Genomic DNA, 20264 nt, shown 5'->3' on the forward strand with positions numbered 1-20264 from the left:
CATAAACTCGCACAGTTTCACATTTGCAGCCCGTGCCCATCTCCACACACAAAAAGAGGCCCTTCCCGCAACCGGAAAGGGCCTCTTCAAAGGAGCTCAGCAGCTGCCCTAGAACATGCTCGAAATTGTCTGCAATCCGAGTACGGCATCGAGAGAAAGCGCCACACAGACGATAGACAAGTAGTTGTTCGACATGAAGAACAGCTTCATCGGCTTGATCTTGCCACCGGTCTTAACGTGGCGGTGCAGGTCAATGGCGCCCCACAGGAACCAGGCACCAGCGCCAACGGCGCCAATCAGATAGATCCAACCCGCGTACGGAACCAACAGCAGAGTGGTAATCACGGTCGCGGCGGTGTAGTAAATAATGCGCTTGGAAACGACGATTGCCGGCTTGACCACTGGCATCATCGGCACGCCAGCGGCCTTGTAGTCCTCCTTGTAGCGCAGGCCCAATGCCCAGGTGTGCGGCGGAGTCCAGAAGAAGATAAGCAGGAACAGGATGAATGCCTGCCACCAGTGAGCCAGCCCCGTAATCTCCGGGTTGTTGTCAGTGATCACGGCCCAGCCGACCATCACCGGCATACACCCCGCAGCGCCACCCCAAATTACGTTCTGATCAGTACGGCGCTTCAGCCACAACGTGTAGACGAAGATGTAGAAGGCAATCGTAATCAGAATGAAAACGGCGGCCAGCAGCGAGTTACACAGCAACCACAGCCATAGGAACGACGCAATCATCAAGACAGTGCCGAAAATCGCTGCCGCTCGACGGCTAACCTGGTTGCGCGCGAGCGGGCGACGGCGAGTACGGCGCATCTTCTGGTCAATGTCGTAATCCATGACCATGTTGAAGGTGTGCGCAGCCGCTGCACCCAGCCAACCACCGAACAAGGTGAGAAGAATCAGTCCAACGTGAACATGACCGCGATCAGCCTGAAGCATTGCGGGAATGGCCGCGACGAGCAGGAGCTCGATAATTCTTGGCTTAGTCAGTGCAATATACGCCTTGACTGTTTCCAACAAAGCAATGTCCCTTTCACGCGCCATAAACAAACCCCCCGTTTACAGATAGTCGGATGTAACGGTCGGAAAGTTCCCGACGAGTTTTTCCGCAAAATTAAATGAGGGGCAGGCAATCAGTTTACCGGTAATCATAACGGTTCCAATAATGACCGTCGTAAAGCATGTGCGGCGCGCCCTCTGAGACTTATCTCTCAGCTATTCGGCCTGGTTTGAACCCGGAGCGCGCAATCCTAGTTAGTATGGAGGAGAATTTTACTAATCCATTTGGATACTAGGAGTCATTCACGTGACACTGTCGACTGAGCATGAAGCACGGGTTGTGCGCAACTACCCCTCGGACTGGTCTGACTTGGATACGAAGGCCGTTGATACGGCCCGTGTGCTGGCCGCAGACGCCGTTGAAAAGGCAGGTTCGGGGCACCCCGGCACTGCGATGAGCCTCGCGCCGCTGGCTTACTCTCTTTACCAGCGCGTTATGCGCCATGACCCGAAGGATACGAAGTGGATCGGCCGTGACCGTTTCATTCTCTCCTGTGGTCACACCTCCCTGACGCAGTACGTCCAGCTCTACCTCGGCGGTTTCGGCCTGGAGCTCGATGACCTGAAGGCGCTGCGTACGTGGGACGCTCTCACCCCGGGTCACCCGGAGTACGGCCACACTGACGGCGTGGAAATCACCACTGGCCCGCTGGGTCAGGGGCTGGCGTCGGCCGTCGGTTTTGCCATGGCTTCGCGACGGGAACGTGGGCTGTTCGACCCGGAAGCTGCTCCGGGTGAGTCTCCGTTCGATCACTACGTGTACGTCATCGCTTCTGATGGTGACGTTCAGGAGGGTGTCACTGCCGAGGCCGGCTCGCTGGCCGGCACTCAGCAGCTGGGCAACCTGATTGTCTTCTGGGATGACAACGGCATCTCCATCGAGGACGACACCACCATTGCCTTCACCGAGAATGTCGCGGATCGCTACCGTGCTTACGGCTGGCAGGTCATTGAGGTTGACGGCGGCGAGGACGTCGCGGCACTCGAGGCTGCTGTCGAGGAGGCCAAGAAGGATACGGAGCGTCCGACCTTCATTCGCGTTCGCACTGTGATCGCTTACCCGGCTCCGACGAAGATGAACACCGGCGCATCGCACGGTGCTGCTCTTGGTGGCGAGGAGATTGTCGGCATCAAGGAAGCTCTCGGCTTCGATACCGACAAGAGCTTTAACGTCGCTGACGAGGTCATTGAGCACACCCGCAAGCTAGTTGAGCGCGGTGCTGAGGCTCACGCACAGTGGCAGGTCAAGTTCGATGAGTGGGCTGATGCTAACCCGGAGCGCAAGGCTCTGCTGGACCGTCTGACCGCTGGCGAGCTGCCGGAGGGCTTCGACGCTGAGCTGCCGACCTGGGAGCCGGACGAGAAGGGCGTTGCTACCCGCAAGGCCTCTGAGGCCGCGCTGCAGGCACTGGGCAAGACCCTGCCGGAGCTGTGGGGTGGCTCGGCTGACCTGGCTGGCTCCAACAACACCGTCCTGAAGGGCGAGCCGTCCTTCGGCCCGAAGTCCATCACCACCGGTACCTGGACCACCGACCCGTACGGCCGCAATCTGCACTTCGGTATCCGTGAGCACGCCATGGGCTCGATCCTCAACGGCATTCTGCTCCACGGTGGCACCCGTCCGTACGGCGGCACCTTCCTTATCTTCTCGGACTACATGCGTCCGGCTGTCCGCCTAGCATCGCTGATGGGCATCTCCCCTATTTACGTCTGGACTCACGACTCCATTGGTCTGGGCGAAGACGGTCCGACGCACCAGCCTGTTGAACAGCTGGCTTCGCTGCGCGCTATCCCGGGTGTGTCCACTGTCCGCCCGGCTGACGCTAACGAGACCGCTCAGGCTTGGGCCGCTGTTCTTCAGGGCGAGGCAGGCCCGAAGGCTCTGGCCCTGACCCGCCAGAACGTTCCGGTCTTGGAAGGTACCAAGGAGAAGGCCGCTGAGGGCGTCCGTCGTGGTGCGTACGTGCTTGTCGACGGTGCCAAGGAGACCCCGGACGTCATCCTGATGGCTACCGGTTCGGAAGTTCACCTCGCTGTCGAAGCTGCTGACAAGCTGGCTGAGGAAGGCGTCAGCGCCCGCGTTGTCTCCGTTCCGTGTCTTGACTGGTTCGAGCAGCAGGACGATGCCTACCGCGAGCAGGTTCTGCCGAAGTCCGTCCGCGCTCGTGTCTCGGTTGAGGCCGGTATTGCAATGCCGTGGTACCGCCACCTGGGTGATGCTGGTCGCGCTGTCTCCCTGGAGCACTTCGGTGCATCGGCTCCGTACAAGGAGCTGTTCGAGAAGTTCGGCATCACAGCAGAGGCTGTTGTCGATGCCGCCAAGGAGTCCATCGAGGCTGCTAAGTAAGTTTGTTAAAACCTGGCGCTATCGGCCGTTGTCGGGACGGGATTTGTGAAAACCGTACCGCGCTCCGGTAGCGCCAGTATTGTTTGTGACGCACAGTAGTTTAAGGACATACAACTTTTAGCGAAGTCTTTAGGCAACGAAGCGGTATTGACAGAAAGGCGTTAAACACTATGGGAAACACCACGATGGAAGCGCTCGCCAAGGTAGGGACTTCGGCGTGGCTCGACGATCTTTCGCGCCAGCGCCTCACCTCGGGCGATTTGAAAAATCTTATTGAAGAGCTTCGGGTTGTCGGTGTCACTACTAACCCGGCAATCTTCTCTTCGGCGATGACCGCCGGTGAGGATTACGACTCTCAGCTGGCGCAGCTCACTGCAGAGGGTGCGAACCCGGCAGATGCTGTGTTCGCGATGGCAATCGACGACGTCCGCGATGCCTGTGACCTTTTCGCTGGTGTATCCGAAGAAACCGACGGTGTCGATGGCCGTGTTTCCATCGAGGTCGATCCTCGCTACGCCGACAACTACGAGGCCACGATTGCGCAGGCCCGTAAGCTCTGGGAGCGCGTCGGCAAGCAGAATGCGATGATTAAGATTCCGGCGACCGATGCTTCCCTGCCGGCTGTCACCCAGGCTCTGTCCGAGGGAATCTCGGTAAACGTCACCCTGATTTTCTCGGTGGAGCGCTACCTGCAGGTCATTGATGCGTTCATCGAGGGCATTGAGCGTGCGAAGGACAACGGCGTAGACCTGGCTTCGGTCCACTCTGTTGCGTCGCTGTTTGTTTCCCGCGTTGACACCGAAATCGATGCTCGCCTGGACAAGATCGGCTCCGAGGAGGCCCTGGCTCTGCGCGGCAAGGCTGGTCTGGCCAATGCCCGTGCAGCTTACGCCAAGTTCGAGGAGACTTTCTCGGCGCAGAATATTCGCTGGGCACAGCTGGAAAACGCCGGTGCTAAGCCGCAGCGCCTGCTGTGGGCTTCGACCGGTGTGAAGAACCCGGCTTACCCGGACACCCTCTACGTCACTGAGCTGGCTGCACCGCAGACTGTGAATACCATGCCGGAGAAGACGCTGCGTGCTGCCGCGGGCTTCGAGGGCGAGGTTCGCGACGCCGTCAGCGGCCAGGGTGACGCAGCCAATGCCGTTATGACTCAGCTCAGCGAGATTGGCATCGACCTCGATGACGTCTTCGCTGTCCTGGAGCGCGAGGGCGTGGAGAAGTTCGTGGACTCCTGGCAGTCCTTGCTCGAGTCGATTGCACAGCGCATGGAGCAGCTGAAGTAAGCCTGCTGATTATCTAGGTGCCTGTTGGTAGTGGCTGCGTTTCTGGCTGGCGCCAGCAGGTCGCCTGGCGATCCGAGTTACTGACTGCGGTTATGTCAAAAACGGCCCGAAAAATAGCCTGAAGGTGTCATAAACTTGCACAGTTTCACATCTGCAGCCCGTAACTTTTGGGGTTGTCAGTTTCGGTTCGCCTGTTGTGTTACTTAACCCGCATGTTCAACGTTGGACATGAAAAAGCTCCCCTGCGCGGGGAGCTTTTCTATTGGTGCTAGGACGTGGCGAAGGTGGGACGCACAGAGGGCAGTGGGCGTTTGTCTTCCTTTAAAGCCCAGGCCATCACGAACGCAGAGATTACGGCGATGATTGAGGCAAAGATCGGCACAGCCGGCCAGGGGGCACCCGGTACGGAGTCGGTCACGTCCAGCAGATAGCTGAAGAGGAAGAGCGTGGCCAGGGCCAGGCCAATGGTAATTGATCCTGCACGAGTGCCCTTCGCGCCGGCGACGGTGCCGACTGCGGTGCTCGCCACGGTAGTCATGAGGAAGCTCAAGAAGACGCACAGCGCGGTGAGCAGAACTGTGGTGTAGTTCTGCCCGGAATCCTCAATCATGTACAGCTCCCCGTTAGTGTCCGGAAACAGGGCCGGTCCGGAGGTGACAATGAAGCTATCGAATCCGCGGTAGTAACCGGACTTGTTCTGCTCGATGACCATCGCCGTGACGATGAAGGCGGTAGCCACCAACGATGTGCCCAAGATTGCGATGATTGCGGAGCGTACCCAGCGGGCGGTGCTCACGCCGTAGTCACGCAGGGTGACCGAACGCCGGGCTGTGATGAGGAAGAGGATGCCCAGCGCGATAATGCCAAGCAAGGTGTTGCCGGTTCCGCTGCCTACGAGCATGCGCCCGAAGGCCGAGTACAGGATGGCCACGGCGGCAACACCGAGGAAGGTTTTCTTGTTGGTCGCGATGAAAGCTCCGGTGCTCATTTCTTGCTCCGTTCGATGTAGGAGGAGGTGCTTGCGAGGTCGATGAGGGCCGCGGGGTCGAGGTAGCTCACCTCAACGCCGAGGGCGCGGGCATGCGCAGCGGCAGACGAACTGAGCTCTGTAGCCAGGATTGCCTCGCAGCGCTCGCCGAGGGTTTTCTTAGCGAGCACTGGGCTGGCCACCTGCGCCACGAGATCCGTAGGGCCTCGCAGCACCGGATGGCTAGCGCGCAGCTTATCGACGTCATAGGGCCCGTACGCATCCTGCTTGTGGATGACAATCAAGGTGTCGACTAGGCCGGCTAGATCCTGGGAGTGCTGCGAGGTGACCACAAGGTTGGCCGATTCGGCCGAGTCGATAAGCATGCCGCGCAATGTGGCGCGGTGCTCGACATCGAGGCCGTTGAAGGGCTCGTCGAAAAGCAATGCTTCCTTGCCCGATGCCAGGGTGGCAGCGGCGATGAGCAGCTGGCGCTGGCCCAGGCTGAGCTTTTTGATTGGGGTGTCAGCGGGGAAATCGAGGAGGGACTCCGCGTGGGGCACATCGAGCTGATCCCAGCCGGTGCGCAGGATCTGGAAATATTCGCGCGGGGTGGCACCGAAGACCTGGGTGTCGGGTGCAGCCTTCGCCAGGGCCGCTGTAGGCATCTGCGCGAGGGTACGCAGGTAGTAGGTCTTGCCGGCGCCGTTGGGGCCAATCACGCCGTAGATACTCATTTCTCCTCCTCCAGCATGGCGATGATGTCGTGGAGCGTGAGGCCGAGAATGCCGGCCTCCGCTTTTAATGGCTCGATGTAGGTGCGCTGGAACGCTTCACGACGCTCAGCGCGAATGCGCTCACGGGCGTCTGGAGTGACAAACATGCCGAGTCCTCTTTTCTTCTCCACAAGCCCCACCATCGACAGTTCCGTCATAGCCTTGGCGGCCGTGGTTGGGTTGACCTGATAGAACTCCGAGAGCTCCTTGGTTGAAGGGGCACGATCCTCAGCCGAGAGCTCCCCGGACAAAATCATTGATTTCAGATCCTCGGCGATCTGGACGTAGATGGGCCGAGGGTCCGCCTCCTTCGCCTGCATATACACCTCCGTGGTTTATGGGTATACCACCTAGGTCATAAACCTAAGGCAGAAGAAAGGGACCCGTCAAGGCCCCATCGGAGGAATCGGAAACGATTCCACCGGACTTTTCTCGATATGACATTATGTAAACCGTGAGTGATTCTCTGCAACGCAACGATTCGAACTCCCCTACTGCCAGCTCTCCGCACAACGGAGACGACAGCACCAACCACGACGGATACATCAACCCGCTGCGCGACCCGCAGGATAAACGCTTGCCGCGTATTGCGGGTCCGGGCGGCATGGTGATTTTCGGAGTGACGGGCGATCTGGCCCGAAAGAAGCTTCTGCCTGCCATTTACGATCTGGCCAACCGCGGTCTGCTGCCTGCCTCCTTCGCGTTAGTTGGCTACGGTCGTCGCGAATGGTCGAAACAGGACTTTGAGGATTATGTGCGCACCGCAGTGGAACAGGGCGCCCGCACAGACTTCCGTGAGAGTGTCTGGCAGCGCCTGGCTGAGGGCATTCACTTTGTCACCGGTACCTTCACCGATGACGAGGCCTTCGATCGCCTGGCCGCACAACTTGAGGAGCTCGATCGCTCCCGCGGCACCGCTGGCAACTGGGCCTACTACCTGTCCATTCCGCCGGCTAACTTCCCCGATGTCTGTCATCAGCTCGATCGTTCGGGGCTGGCGCAGTCGGGCGAGGATTATTGGCGTCGCGTGATTATTGAGAAGCCATTCGGCCACGACCTGGCCTCCGCTCAGGAACTCAACCGGATTGTGAACTCGGTATTCCCGGAAGACGCTGTGTTCCGCATCGACCACTACCTGGGCAAGGAAACCGTCCAGAACATTCTGGCCATGCGCTTTGCCAACCAGTTGTTCGATCCGATGTGGAATTCTCACTACATTGACCACGTTCAAATCACCATGGCCGAGGATATCGGTTTGGGCGGTCGCGCCGGCTACTACGATGGTATCGGTGCAGCTCGTGACGTGATCCAGAACCACCTACTCCAGCTCCTGGCGCTGGTGGCAATGGAAGAGCCCATCGCCTTTACCCCGGAAGAGCTGCAGGCGGAAAAGATTAAGGTTCTGCGTGCCGTCGAGCCAGTGCGTCCGTTTTCGAAATACACCGCTCGTGGCCAGTACACGGCGGATTGGCAGGGCAGCAACTTCGTGCCGGGGCTGCGCGATGAGGAAGGCTTCGACCCCGAATCCACGACCGAGACCTACGCCGCCTGTACGCTGCAGATCAACTCCCGTCGATGGGCCGGTGTCCCCTTCTACCTGCGCACCGGCAAGCGCCTCGGCCGCCGCGTCACTGAAATTGCGCTGGTCTTTAAGTCCGCACCTCACCTGCCCTTCGCAGAGACAATGACTGCCGCTCTCGGCCAGAACGCAATGGTCATCCGTGTTCAGCCAGACGAGGGCGTGCTCATGCGCTTCGGCTCGAAGGTCCCGGGCTCGGCCATGGAGGTGCGCGATGTCAACATGGACTTCTCCTACTCCGAGGTGTTTACCGAGCAGTCGCCAGAGGCCTACGAGCGCCTGATTCTGGATGCGCTTCTCGACGAGGCCAGCCTCTTCCCCACCAACGAGGAAGTCGAGCTGTCCTGGAAGATTCTTGACCCCATCATCGAGTACTGGGCCAAGCGCGGTCGTCCCGAGGGCTACCCCGCAGGTTCGTGGGGGCCTTCCTCCGCTGACCACATGCTCGAGCGCGACGGTCGCGCTTGGCGACGGCCATAGGTTGCCGACCTCTCAGTTCTTAAGAATTTTCTGACAGAAAGAACACTTTCATGATTGTCAATTTGCCAGACACTGACACCGCGAGCATTGCTCGTCAGTTGGTGCAGCTTCGAGAGCAGGGCGGCATCGTCACCACGGGCCGTGTCCTCACCCTGATTGTTTTGGCCAAAAGCGAAGACGACCTGGAAAACATTATCTCCACGGTCAACTCCGTTTCCCGCGAGCACCCATCCCGTGTGCTGGTATTGGTCTCCGATGATCCACGCCTGGACAATCGCCTCGACGCGGAACTCCGCGTCGGTGGTGATGCCGGTGCCGCTGAGATCGTCGTTATGCACATGTCCGGAGAGATTGGTCAGCACCACAGCTCTGTGGTGACTCCCCTGTTGCTACCGGATACGCCGGTCGTGGCGTGGTGGCCGTCTGAGGCGCCGCAGGTCCCAGCGGCGACACCAATCGGCCGGATTGCCCAGCGCCGTATCACCGATTCACTGTGTGACCCGAATAGCAACGCTATCTACACGCGCCGTACGGGCTACACGCCCGGCGATTCCGACCTGAGCTGGTCGCGGCTGACGAACTGGCGCGGCGTGTTGGCATCCGCTTTCGACTTGCCGCCGCACTCGCCGGTGACCTCCGTGTCCATCTACGGCCCACAGGACTCGCCATCGGTCGAGGTCGCCGCTGGATGGTTGGCAGATCGCCTGGGGCTGCCGGTCAACCGTTACTCCACCGGTGAGAAGAAGATTCCGGTGGACGAAAAGGGCCGCGCCAAGCCACCGGTGACCTCCGTCGCCTTTGAGCGTGAAAATGGCCAGACTTTGCGCATCGATATTGAAAGCGCCACCACTGCATCGGTCACCAACGGAGAAAAGCCCCCGTTCAAGGTTGCAGTATCGCGTCCAACACGCTCCGAATGTTTGGCAGAGGAGCTGCGTCACCTCGACCACGATACTGCCTACGGACGTGCCCTGCGTGGCCTCAGCCAGATTCACACGGTGGGAATGCAACCTCCGACGTCCACAACAACTAGCTTCGCTAACGAACCAGGAGTCTCTGACAAGTGACCACCGATAACGCGTCGAATACCGTCCCTGCCCCTCAGTTCCACCGCGCCGCTGACCAGGCGGGTATCGTCGAGGCTGCACGTCAGCGCTTCATCGATGCGGTTGTCGCCGTCCTACATGGCAACGCCTCTCCGGTCACCGATGACGGTTTCGTACGCGTCGTTCTCACCGGTGGCGGCGCGGGTACCGCTTTGCTCAGTGCGCTTGCCGACGATTCCGGAGACATCGACTGGAACCGAGTCCTGGTGTTCTTCGGAGATGAACGTTTTGTCGCTGCCGACTCGGCAGATCGCAATGCGTTGGCTGCTCGTAAGCGTCTCTTGTCCCCTGTCGGCGTGCCGGAGGAAAACATCTTCGAGTTTGCCGCTGCCGACAGCGGCGTGACCACCACGGAGGCCGCCGAAAGCTACGAAGCTATCGTTCGGGAGATGGCTCCAAATGGCTTTGACCTTCACCTTCTTGGTATGGGCGGAGAGGGACACATCAACTCGATTTTCCCACATACCGCAGCGCTGGCTGAGCAGGAACGCTTGGTCGTGGACGTGCATAACTGCCCGAAGCCACCGCCGACCCGCATCACGTTGACGATGCCGGCCATCGCCAGCTCTCAGCGTGTGTGGCTACTTGTAGCGGGCGGCGAAAAGGCTGAGGCAATTGCAGCTATCGCTCAGCAGGACGACCCAGCGCAGTGGCCGGCGGCCGGGGTTCGCGGTGTTCAGGAAACCGTTGTCTTTGTTGACGATGCTGCGGCTGCGCAGCTCTAGGCTTCCGCTTCACCGCTAACAGCCCAGAAACAGCAAATTCCCGTCGATAAGCGAAATGCTATCGACGGGAATTTTTATTGCTTAAAGGCCTGCGGTGGGGCGTGCTGCGTGCGGAACCTACCAGCCGAAAGTATTGAACAGCAGCAACAGGACAATGCAGAGCAACCAGATAATCACGGTCACAATAGTGACGCGGTCAAGGTTCTTCTCCACCACAGTCGAACCGGACAGATTCGACTGCATGCCGCCACCAAAGAGGCTGGACAGTCCGCCACCCTTACCCTTGTGGAGCAGGATGAACAGCGTCATCAGGATGGATGTGATGACCAGGACAATCTGAATGGCGAGGTACACGCGCACTTCCTTTTGAAACGTCGCTTCTTTAAGAACTCCAACTATACTAGCGCAATTGCTCCGCTGGCTAGGTATCCCTAGCCCTATCCCTAGGCGAATTCCTAGCCGGAGTTGCGCAGTGCAGTTGCCAGACCATTCATGGTCAGCTGAATGCCCCGACGCACCTTGTCGCGATTATCGCCGGCACGGTAGCGACGCAGCATCTCCAGCTGGATGATGTTCAGCGGCATAAGGTACGGGAAGCGCATGTCCACCGAGCGCCTGAGCAGCGGGTTGTCCTCCAGCAGGTGCTTGTACCCGGTTACCTTCAGGAACATCTCCAAAGTCAGGTCGAACTCAGCCTTGATGATGCCGTAGATGCGCTCACCGTCGGCCTTATCTTGGCACAGGCTAGCGTAGGCGCGCGCCAGGTTCAGGTCAGCCTTGGACATGACCTGCGCCATGTTCGACAGCACCGAATTGAAGAACGGCCAAATCTCGTTGAGCTGACGGAGCTCAGCCAGGCGGGAACCGTCTTCGTCCTCGCCGATCCACTCCTGCAGTGCAGAGCCGACACCAAACCAGCCCGGCACCATAGAACGCTGCTGCGACCAGGACAGTACCCACGGAATTGCGCGCAGGTCAGAAATGGTCTGGGTCTGCTTGCGTGAGGTCGGACGCGAACCGATGTTCAGGCTGCCGATCTCATCGACCGGGGTCGACGACGTGAAAAAGTCAATAAAGCCCGGGTCCTCGTGCATGAGCTTCGAGTAGGCCTCGCGAGACAGGTCGGAAATCTCCGACATAATCTGGTGGGCGCGAGCTGGGTTCTTCAGATCATCGACGTCGAGCAGAGTCGACTCGATAGTTGCCGAAACCAGCGCGGCGAGGTTTCTGCGTGCCGCTGCAGGGTGACCGTACTTGGCAGAGATAATCTCGCCCTGCTCGGTGATACGCACCGACCCCTGGACTGCACCCGACGGCTGCGCCAGGATTGCCTCGTAGGACGGACCGCCACCACGGCCGACAGTACCTCCGCGGCCGTGGAAGAGACGCAGGCGAATGTCGTTGTCCTTCGCAGCTGCCACGATGGCGACCTCCGCGTCGTAAAGCGCCCAGTTTGCAGCGAAGTACCCGCCGTCCTTGTTGGAGTCGGAGTAGCCGAGCATGACTTCCTGCAGATCTCCGCGTGCGGAGACGTATGCACGGTAGACCGGAATGTCCCACGCAGCACGCAGGACGTCGGCACCAGCCTGCAGGTCTTCGATGGTTTCGAACAGCGGGATGACGTCAACAGAACCGGTCGGCTGCGAGCCATTCGGGCGAATCAGACCGACTTCCTTGAGCAGAATCATCGGCTCCAGCAGGTCGGAGACCGATGTACACATCGAAATGATGCAGTGCGGTACCGCGTCGTGACCGTACTTGCGCACCGCACGAGATGCCGCACGCATAATGCCTAGCTCGCGAGCCGTAGCTTCGGAAAGATCTGCGGAAGTCGAAACCAGCGGACGGGAGGACTGCAGTTCCTTGGTCAGCAGTTCGACCTTGTCGGCTTCCTTCAATCCCGCGTAGTTGTCCACCACACCGGCAGCGGAGAACAGCTCGGTGAGGATTTCCTCATGAGAGTCCGAATTCTGGCGGATATCAATCGAGTACAGGTGGAAACCAAATACCTCCACTGAATCCATCAGGTCGCGCAGGCGGTGATCGGCGATGAGGTCATCGTGGCTGGACCGCAGGGAGTCGTCGATAATCGAGAGCTCTTCAAGTAGCTCCTCGGCGCTGTCATACGGAGTGAATTCCGACCAGTCGCCCTCAATGATGGACTCGTCGAAGAAGTTCACCGCTGTTGCCGCCACGCGACCGCGGATACCGTGAACCGCACGACGGTACGGTTCATCTTCGCGGTTTGGTACGTCATTGTGGCCTCGGCTGGCCAAGGCGACTAGATCCACGGTGACCTTGGTCAGGCGATCGCTGAGACTGAGCTCGCGCTCCAGCAGATGCAACTGCGAGAAGTAGTGACGCAGGATGGTACCCGCTGCCCTATCGGAGGCGTAGCGCAGCGTCTCCTCTGTCACGTATGGGTTACCGTCGTGGTCGCCGCCGATCCACGATCCCATGCGAATCGTTGGGTTAGCCGGCAGCTTGTTGCCGCCGAGCTGACGCAAGTGCTTGACGACGTCTCGGTTAATCTGTGGCACAGCTTCCAGCAGAGAAAGCTGGTAGTAGCGAAGACCAACCTCGACCTCGTCGCGAATATCCGGGCGATTCATGCGAATCAGAGCCGTTTGCCACAGCGTAAGGATACGGCGACGGATATCGGCATCAATCTCAGCAAGTCGGTCCGCGGTACGTGCATTCAACGGGGCTGCCTGGATCTCGTGGCGGCGACGCATTGCGGCCGTGATGTGCTTCTGCACATCGAACACTGTGCGACGACGAGTTTCCGTTGGGTGTGCGGTCAGAACCGGGACGACCTCAATGTGGTCCATCATGTCCGCAATGGCGCTGCTGGAAACCTTGGCGTCGCGAAGCTTCTGCCATGTTGCCTCCAGTGTGGAGTCCTTCGGCGGATCGCCAGCATCAAGAGAGGCCTCGATGCCCAGCTCCTCGTGCAAATCCTCAGCGAGGTTGGCCAAAAGTGCGAAGTGCGTGAAAGCACGGATGACCGGGCTTGCCTCGGCCGGGTCAATATCGCGGAAGAGGCCGGTGAGCTTCTCGATGTCGCCATCGCCACGATGGAGTTCGAAGGCTGCGCGGCGAGCATTTTCGACCAGGTTAAAGACCTCGTCACCCTCTTGCTCGCGGATTACCTGCCCAAGAATTCGACCCAGGTGGCGAATATCCTCCCAGAGCAAGTCCTGCTGCTTCGCGGTAGCGGTCGATGAAGATTGCTCATTGCTTGCAGTGTGTCGGTCAGTGTCACGATGTACTTGTTCGTTCATTGAGCACGTCCTTTGAAAATTGCCGGGCATTCCAAGTGGAAAGCCTCGGGAAATGTATTGCGCTAAAACATTGCCAGTCGGTGTGCCTGGGTTGAGTCCGCCTAAAGGCAATAACCCCGAATCGGTTTTATGAGGATCAATAAAACCAATCCGGGGTCGCGCATGACGCCTATCTTATCAGTTGTTCTGAATTTATATGCACTTAGGCGTTCTGAGCGGCATCTGCAGCAAGTGCGCAGAGCTTCGCGAATGCTTCACCGTCGAGCGAAGCGCCACCGACGAGGCCGCCGTCGACGTCGGGCTTGCCGACGATCTCAGCGACGTTCTCGGCCTTGACGGAACCACCGTAGAGGATGCGCATCTCCTTTGCGATGTTCTCGTCCGCAATTTCTGCGACGGTCTCGCGGATAGCTGCACAGACTTCCTGCGCGTCTGCAGCCGATGCGACCTTACCGGTGCCGATAGCCCAGACAGGCTCGTAAGCGATGACGGTCTTGGCCAGCTCAGCGTTGGTCAGATTAGCCAGGGAGCCCTTGACCTGAGAGACAACGTACTCGACGTGCTCTTCGGCCTCTCGGACCTCCAGCGGCTCGCCGACACAGACGATTGGGTTCATGCCCTCGCGCAGTGCTGCCTTGGCCTTCTTTGCGACCAGCTCATCGTCCTCTGCGTGCATATCGCGACGCTCGGAGTGACCGACGACGACCCAGGTGCAGCCGAGCTTTGCCAGCATCGATGCGGAAATCTCGCCGGTGTAAGCGCCGGACTCGTGGACTGAGACATCCTGCGCGCCGTAAGTGACGCCGAGCTTATCGCCCTCAACCAGAGTCTGGACCGAACGCAGGTCGGTAAACGGCGGGATGACAGCGACGTCAACCTTGTCGTAGTACTCCTTTGGCAGAGCGAACGCGAGTTTCTGCACCACACCGATAGCTTCGAGATGGTTCAGGTTCATCTTCCAGTTACCAGCAATAAATGGTGTACGTGCCATAGTGGTGGAATTCACTTCCCTATCAATTAGCGGATTTTTAAGCGATGAAAATCCGGTGGTGGAAAAATCTTAGTCTTCCAGGACGGAGACGCCCGGCAGAGTCTTACCCTCGAGGAACTCCAGCGAAGCGCCACCACCAGTGGAGATGTGGCTGAAGCCGTCCTCGTTCAACCCCAGAGTACGTACTGCTGCTGCGGAGTCGCCGCCACCGACGACGGAGAAGCAACCGTTGTTAGTGGTGGCATCGATGATGGCCTGTGCAACCTCGCGGGTACCAGCTGCGAAAGCCTCCATCTCGAACACGCCCATCGGACCGTTCCAGAACACAGTCTTGGACTCAGCCAGCACCTTGCCGAATGCCTCAGCGGAAGCCGATCCGATGTCCAGGCCCATCCAGCCTTCCGGAATCTCGGTGGCATCGACGACCTTGTTTTCAGCGTCAGCAGCGAACTTGTCGGCCACGACTACGTCGGTTGGCAGAACAATCTTTTCGCCGTAGCGGTCCAGCAGATCCTTACAGGTGTCAATCATCTCTTCCTGCAGCAGGGACGCACCAACGTCGTAGCCCTTGGCAGCCAGGAAGGTGAAGCACATGCCGCCGCCGATGACCAGGGAGTCAACCTTCGGCGCGAGAGCCTCAATAACGCCCAGCTTGTCGGAAACCTTGGAACCGCCGAGCACGACGGTGTACGGCTTCTCCGGGGTCTCTGCGACCTTGCGCAGAACTTCAAGCTCAGCCTGAACCAGGTTGCCGGCGTAGTGCGGCAGCTTCTTAGCGACGTCGAAGACGGAAGCCTGGGCGCGGTGAACAACACCGAAACCGTCGGAAACAAATGCTCCGTCCGGAACAAGTGCGGCCAGCTCGGCTGCGAATTCGGCGCGTTCTGCCTCGTCCTTGGAGGTCTCGCGCGGATCGAAGCGGACGTTCTCCAACAGGAGTACATCACCCTCGGTCAGACCATTTGCGCGCTCGTGCGCGTCCTCACCGGAGACATCACCGGCGAGCGCGACGTACTGCTCCAGGCGCTCAGATAGCGCCTCAGCGACCGGGGCCAGGGAGAACTCGGACTTAACCTCGCCCTTCGGGCGACCCAGGTGAGCCATAACAACGACCTTGGCGCCGGCCTCGACAAGCGCGGACAGGGTGGGCAGCGAAGCATCGATTCGACCCGGATCAGTGATAACGCCGTCCTTCAACGGAACGTTAAAGTCGGAGCGGACGAGGACGTAACGGCCTTCAATACCTTCGTTGATCAGGTCTTTGACAGTCTTAACAGTCATCTCAATGAAATCCTTGTGAAAGTGTGTAAAAAACGGGCCGTGGGTGGCGTGCCCTACTCAGGCGCAACCACCCCGGCCCGTTCGGGGTCTGGGATTAACCAGGTGAGTTATTAGAGGCGCTCACCGACGTAGACAGCCAGGTCGACGAGGCGGTTGGAGTAGCCCCACTCGTTGTCGTACCAGGAGACAACCTTGACCTGATCGCCGATGACCTTGGTCAGCGGTGCGTCGAAGATCGAGGAACGCGGGTCGCCCTCGATGTCCTTGGAAACGATTGGGTCCTCGTTGTAGCCCAGAACACCCTTGAGCTCGCCCTCAGCAGCTTCCTTGATGGCAGCATTGACGGACTCGACGGTGACCTCGCTCTTCGCAGTGAAGGTCAGGTCGGTGACAGAGCCGGTCGGGGTCGGAACACGCAGTGCGTAGCCGTCCAGCAGACCCTTGAGCTGCGGCAGAACCAGAGCGACTGCCTTTGCAGCACCGGTGGAGGTCGGAACAATGTTCAGTGCAGCAGCGCGGGCGCGACGCAGGTCCTTGTGCGGAGCGTCGTGCAGACGCTGGTCACCGGTGTATGCGTGGATGGTGGTCATGAGACCGCGCTCGATGCCGAACTTGTCGTCCAGGACCTTAGCCATCGGAGCCAGGCAGTTGGTGGTGCAAGAAGCGTTCGAAATGATGTTGTGCTTCTCCGGGTCGTAGTCAGTGTGGTTAACACCGACAACGAAGGTTGCGTCTTCGTTCTTAGCCGGAGCGGAGATGATGACCTTCTTGGCGCCAGCCTCGATGTGAGCCTTGGCAGCGTTGGCATCGGTGAAGAAACCGGTGGACTCAATGACGATGTCGACCTCGTGCTTGCCCCACGGCAGGTCCTTCGGGTCGCGCTCAGCGTATGCCGCGATGCGCTTGCCGTTGACGGTGAGGGACTCATCGTCGTAGGTGACCTCTGCGTCAAGCTTGCCCATGATGGAGTCGTACTTGAGCAGGTGAGCCAGGGTCTTGTTATCAGTGAGGTCGTTTACAGCAACGACTTCCAGGTCAGCGCCCGCAGCGAGCAGGGAGCGGAAGAAGTTGCGGCCAATGCGACCAAAACCGTTAATACCTACACGAACCGTCACAATAATCTCCTTAATGGATTGGCGAATCGATGCCACTTGTCAGGGCGCTGATTGCGCTCCAACAGGTTCACTACAGAAGTGTACGTTGGGTTTTTCATTCGCGCAGCGGTGGTTTGGTGCGAAAATCCCAAATAAACGGAGATTTATCAAAAATTACGCACCTGACTAGGCATAACAGGTGCTTTACTCGTCAACTTCTTTGTCAAAAAGTTCGTCTGTAACGACTGCAGTTGTGGGGGGAATTCCGAGTTCGTTTGCTCTTTTGTCCGCCATGGAGAGCAAACGGCGGATGCGTCCTGCGACGGCGTCCTTGGTCATTGGCGGATTTGCCAGCTGCCCAAGTTCTTCCAGTGAAGCCTGCTTGTGCTCGATGCGCAGCTGTCCTGCAGACACCAAATGGTCTGGTACATCGTCACCGAGAATCTCTAAAGCACGCTCTACTCGCGCTGCTGCAATAACGGCCGCACGAGCCGAGCGCCGCAGGTTGGCATCGTCGAAGTTTGCCAAACGAGTGGCCGTCGCTCGCACTTCACGACGCATTCGCTGTTCTTCCCACTGCAGGCGAGTAGTCTGGGCTCCCATTCGCGTCAGCAGCGCACCGATTGCATCGCCCTCCCGGATGATTACACGATCGCCACCGCGGGATTTATTCTCCTTGCTCTTAGCCGTAATTCCGAGCCTACGAGCACATCCCACCAATGCGAGTGCCGCTTCAGCAGAAGGAGCAGTGACTTCCAAAGCTGAGGAACGCCCCGGCTCAGTCAGTGAACCATGTGCCAAAAAAGCACCCCGCCATGCAGCTTCTTGATCAATTTTCTGCCCCATGATCAGCTTGCGTGGTAGCCCACGTACGGGACGTCCCGCAGAGTCAATCAGGCCAGTTTGCCTAACGACGAGTTCCGCGCCATCAGTTACCCGCACGATGTACTTCGAGGTCTTTCGCAACCCACCGGGAGATAAGACATTGAGGCTGGCTTTGACATCGTAGAGTTCGGCCAGCATGGAGCGTAGGCGGCGTGCGACAGCGCCGGAATCCAACTCAGCCTCCAGCACAATCGAACCTGCCACCAGGTGGAGTCCTCCTGCGAAGCGGAACAGGGTCGCAATCTCCGCTGCCTGAGCGCTTTCCTGCGAAACTGACACGCGGGCTAGTTCGTCTTTGACCTTCGCCGTCAATGCCACGATGCTGTCCATCCTCATTTCATGTGTACGAGCTGGGTTTGGGCCTGGTTAATTTAGGTAAAACTAACCCCATTTGAGCTTTAGCAATAAACCTCAAGGATAGTATCCGGTACCAATCGAGTGGCAATTAGTTGATTGTCTATTGCATCCTCGCAGGAGAATGCATAAAAACCCTCGATTGGCCGGACGCTTAGAGGAACTGACGAAGTGCGACAGCTAGCTTCTCCGGCGAATGCCGACCCGTCAGAGCTCCGTGGTCATCAACTTCTTGCACATCGGCGAAGACAACCTGCGCGTCTAGGCTATCCGCCGCTCGCTGCAGGTATTCTCGTTCGGTATCCGCGAGCGGCGTGTTGTCGTCGACAAGCACGTAATTGAGCTTCAAGTTAGGTGCATGCTGCGTGAGCATATGGATGTGCCGTTCGGAAGAAAAACCGGCGGTCTCCCCCGGCTCGGCGACAAGATTCAGCACCACGACGGTTGTGGCATTGGTTTCTTGCAGAGCATCCCGCAGCCCGGGCACCTGAAGATGTGGCAGAACCGAAGTAAACCACGAACCCGGACCCAGCGTCACCAAATCGGCATTGAGGATAGCTTCAATGGCCTCCTCGGATGCCGGCGGAGTCTCAGGAATCAGCCGGATTCGGCGCACCTGGCCAGGTGTCGTGGCCACTGCGACCTGGCCACGGACCTGGCGCACAACGCGAGCATCCTGCTCCAAGCCAACGACTTCGGCCTCAATCTCTAGCGGGATCGGCGACATGGGCACGACGCGACCCCGGATTTGCAGCAACCGGCCAATTTCGTCAAGCGCGTCGACTTCATTTCCCATCACACTGGTGAGGCCAGCGATAATCAGATTGCCAATCGCATGCCCTGCCAGTGCGCCAGTTCCGCCAAAGCGGTGCTGCAGTGTCTTTTCCCACAGATCGCCTTTTTCCGTATCTGCGGAAAGCGCGGCGAGTGCCATGCGAAGGTCTCCAGGGGGAATCTGCCCCAGCTCACGACGAAGGCGACCCGAGGATCCGCCGTCGTCGGCAACTGTGACCACCGCTGTGACATGGTCCGCAACCTGACGGTCAGCTCTCAGCGTGGCAAATAGACCATGACCGCCACCCAGACTGGTAATTGATGTCAATTTCTACACCTCCACGAAAACCGCTAGTTGCGGTCAATATCGCGGTGGACGACGTTGACGTTGATCCCGGAAACTCCCTCGAGCTTCTTAGCCAGCGCCTCCGACATGGCCACACTTCGGTGATGGCCTCCGGTGCATCCCACAGCGATAGTCATAAAACCCTTGCCCTCACGGCGGTACCCGGGCAAAACCAATTCAATCAAGTTTGTGACGTTGTCCAAAAACCCCTGAGACTCAGGTTGGGACAGCACGTAGTCGGCCACGGCTTTGTTGGTACCGCGGCCCGCACGCAGCTCAGGTACCCAATAGGGATTGGGGAGAAAACGGACGTCGAAAAGCATGTCGGCATCGCGCGGCGCACCGTGCTTAAACCCAAAGGATTCGATGGTGATCTGCTGAATCTTGCTAGCGGTATCCGACAACTGATGCTCTAACTCACGGCGCAAATCGTGCACGCTCATGTCAGAGGTATCCACTACTAAATCCGACATGCCCTTTATTGGCAGCAACATCTGACGTTCAGCGGCAATACCCTGTGAAAGCGTGCCATTTTCCTGCAGCGGATGGGTGCGGCGGACAGAGTCGTAGCGGGCGATGAGGGTGTCGTCGTTGGCATCAAAGAAGATGACATAGGGCTGGCGCCCCTCATTGCGGAGTCCGTCGAGCACCTCCCCCAAACTGCCGGCGAATGCGCGCGAGCGCACGTCGGTGACGATAGCGAGGCGCTCTACTGGAGAGTCCGCTTCAAACGACAACTCGACCATGCGCATAATCAACTCCGGGGGCAGGTTGTCTGCGACATACCAGCCCATCTCCTCCAAGACGCTGGCGGCCGTATTGCGTCCGGAACCGGACATGCCGGTAATCAACACAAGTGACTTTTCAGCCTGAGGGGAATAACCCGAAGTAATCATGCCATCACTCTAATACAATTCCGCCCAA

At 58.8% G+C, this 20264-nt stretch carries 17 protein-coding genes; 5 read left to right on the plus strand and 12 right to left on the minus strand.

Going from position 1 to position 20264, the window contains the following annotated elements; translation table 11 throughout:
- Positions 1–108 precede the first annotated feature (108 nt).
- Positions 109–1023: a heme o synthase gene (locus HMPREF2751_RS01935; protein ID WP_172954651.1), complete on the minus strand. Its 915-nt coding sequence runs from the start codon at positions 1021–1023 to the stop codon at positions 109–111.
- Between the two features lie 289 nt (positions 1024–1312).
- Here HMPREF2751_RS01935 and tkt point away from each other — a divergent pair, with 289 nt between their 5' ends.
- Together tkt and tal are read left to right on the plus strand one after the other, a co-directional pair.
- Entirely contained in the window at positions 1313–3412 is a 2100-nt protein-coding gene (tkt, locus tag HMPREF2751_RS01940) for a transketolase (RefSeq protein ID WP_070549501.1), read from the plus strand.
- A gap of 170 nt (positions 3413–3582) precedes the next feature.
- A complete protein-coding gene (gene tal, locus HMPREF2751_RS01945) occupies positions 3583–4698 on the plus strand; it encodes a transaldolase (protein WP_070595254.1) in 1116 nt (371 codons plus the stop codon).
- Positions 4699–4966: 268 nt separating this feature from the next.
- On the opposite strand, the gene HMPREF2751_RS01950 is transcribed toward tal, so the two are convergent.
- The 3 genes from HMPREF2751_RS01950 to HMPREF2751_RS01960 are packed head-to-tail and all read right to left on the minus strand — an operon-like array spanning position 4967 to position 6761.
- Complete coding sequence (locus HMPREF2751_RS01950; protein ID WP_070547097.1) at positions 4967–5686, minus strand: hypothetical protein; 720 nt, start codon at positions 5684–5686, stop codon at positions 4967–4969.
- Positions 5683–6402: an AAA family ATPase gene (locus tag HMPREF2751_RS01955; protein ID WP_070547095.1), complete on the minus strand. Its 720-nt coding sequence runs from the start codon at positions 6400–6402 to the stop codon at positions 5683–5685. Before HMPREF2751_RS01955 ends, HMPREF2751_RS01950 begins: the two co-directional genes overlap by 4 nt.
- On the minus strand, positions 6399–6761 hold the full coding sequence (locus HMPREF2751_RS01960) for a GntR family transcriptional regulator (protein WP_016422738.1): 363 nt from the start codon (positions 6759–6761) through the stop codon (positions 6399–6401). The genes HMPREF2751_RS01955 and HMPREF2751_RS01960 overlap by 4 nt, the downstream gene beginning before the upstream one ends.
- A gap of 134 nt (positions 6762–6895) precedes the next feature.
- Between HMPREF2751_RS01960 and zwf the strand changes: the two genes are divergently transcribed.
- The 3 genes from zwf to pgl are packed head-to-tail and all read left to right on the plus strand — an operon-like array spanning position 6896 to position 10331.
- Complete coding sequence (gene zwf, locus HMPREF2751_RS01965) at positions 6896–8500, plus strand: glucose-6-phosphate dehydrogenase (RefSeq protein ID WP_016422737.1); 1605 nt, start codon at positions 6896–6898, stop codon at positions 8498–8500.
- A gap of 50 nt (positions 8501–8550) precedes the next feature.
- Entirely contained in the window at positions 8551–9567 is a 1017-nt protein-coding gene (locus HMPREF2751_RS01970) for a glucose-6-phosphate dehydrogenase assembly protein OpcA (protein ID WP_016422736.1), read from the plus strand.
- Positions 9564–10331, plus strand: coding sequence for a 6-phosphogluconolactonase (gene pgl / locus HMPREF2751_RS01975; RefSeq protein ID WP_049172945.1), 768 nt, complete (start codon positions 9564–9566; stop codon positions 10329–10331). The genes HMPREF2751_RS01970 and pgl overlap by 4 nt, the downstream gene beginning before the upstream one ends.
- Before the next feature lie 117 nt (positions 10332–10448).
- Here pgl and secG read toward each other — a convergent pair whose 3' ends face one another.
- The 8 genes from secG to rapZ all read right to left on the minus strand — a co-directional run bounded on the left by secG (position 10449) and on the right by rapZ (position 20236).
- Complete coding sequence (secG, locus tag HMPREF2751_RS01980; RefSeq protein ID WP_005510775.1) at positions 10449–10685, minus strand: preprotein translocase subunit SecG; 237 nt, start codon at positions 10683–10685, stop codon at positions 10449–10451.
- 101 nt (positions 10686–10786) lie between these two features.
- Positions 10787–13615, minus strand: a complete 2829-nt coding sequence (gene ppc / locus HMPREF2751_RS01985) for a phosphoenolpyruvate carboxylase (protein ID WP_070595257.1) — start codon at positions 13613–13615, stop codon at positions 10787–10789.
- A gap of 202 nt (positions 13616–13817) precedes the next feature.
- Positions 13818–14606, minus strand: a complete 789-nt coding sequence (tpiA, locus tag HMPREF2751_RS01990) for a triose-phosphate isomerase (protein ID WP_049190741.1) — start codon at positions 14604–14606, stop codon at positions 13818–13820.
- A gap of 69 nt (positions 14607–14675) precedes the next feature.
- Positions 14676–15887, minus strand: coding sequence for a phosphoglycerate kinase (pgk, locus tag HMPREF2751_RS01995; RefSeq protein WP_048731880.1), 1212 nt, complete (start codon positions 15885–15887; stop codon positions 14676–14678).
- A gap of 110 nt (positions 15888–15997) precedes the next feature.
- Positions 15998–17002 carry a type I glyceraldehyde-3-phosphate dehydrogenase gene (gene gap / locus HMPREF2751_RS02000; RefSeq protein ID WP_048731894.1) on the minus strand — a complete coding sequence of 335 codons (1005 nt, stop codon included), beginning with the start codon at positions 17000–17002 and terminating at the stop codon, positions 15998–16000.
- 183 nt (positions 17003–17185) lie between these two features.
- Positions 17186–18184, minus strand: a complete 999-nt coding sequence (whiA, locus tag HMPREF2751_RS02005) for a DNA-binding protein WhiA (RefSeq protein WP_049190810.1) — start codon at positions 18182–18184, stop codon at positions 17186–17188.
- A gap of 190 nt (positions 18185–18374) precedes the next feature.
- Positions 18375–19322: a gluconeogenesis factor YvcK family protein gene (gene yvcK, locus HMPREF2751_RS02010; RefSeq protein WP_048731879.1), complete on the minus strand. Its 948-nt coding sequence runs from the start codon at positions 19320–19322 to the stop codon at positions 18375–18377.
- Between the two features lie 23 nt (positions 19323–19345).
- On the minus strand, positions 19346–20236 hold the full coding sequence (rapZ, locus tag HMPREF2751_RS02015) for an RNase adapter RapZ (protein ID WP_005510809.1): 891 nt from the start codon (positions 20234–20236) through the stop codon (positions 19346–19348).
- Positions 20237–20264 lie beyond the last annotated feature (28 nt).

Source organism: Corynebacterium sp. HMSC063G05 (assembly GCF_001810555.1).
In the GTDB taxonomy this organism is placed as follows: domain Bacteria; phylum Actinomycetota; class Actinomycetes; order Mycobacteriales; family Mycobacteriaceae; genus Corynebacterium; species Corynebacterium jeikeium_D.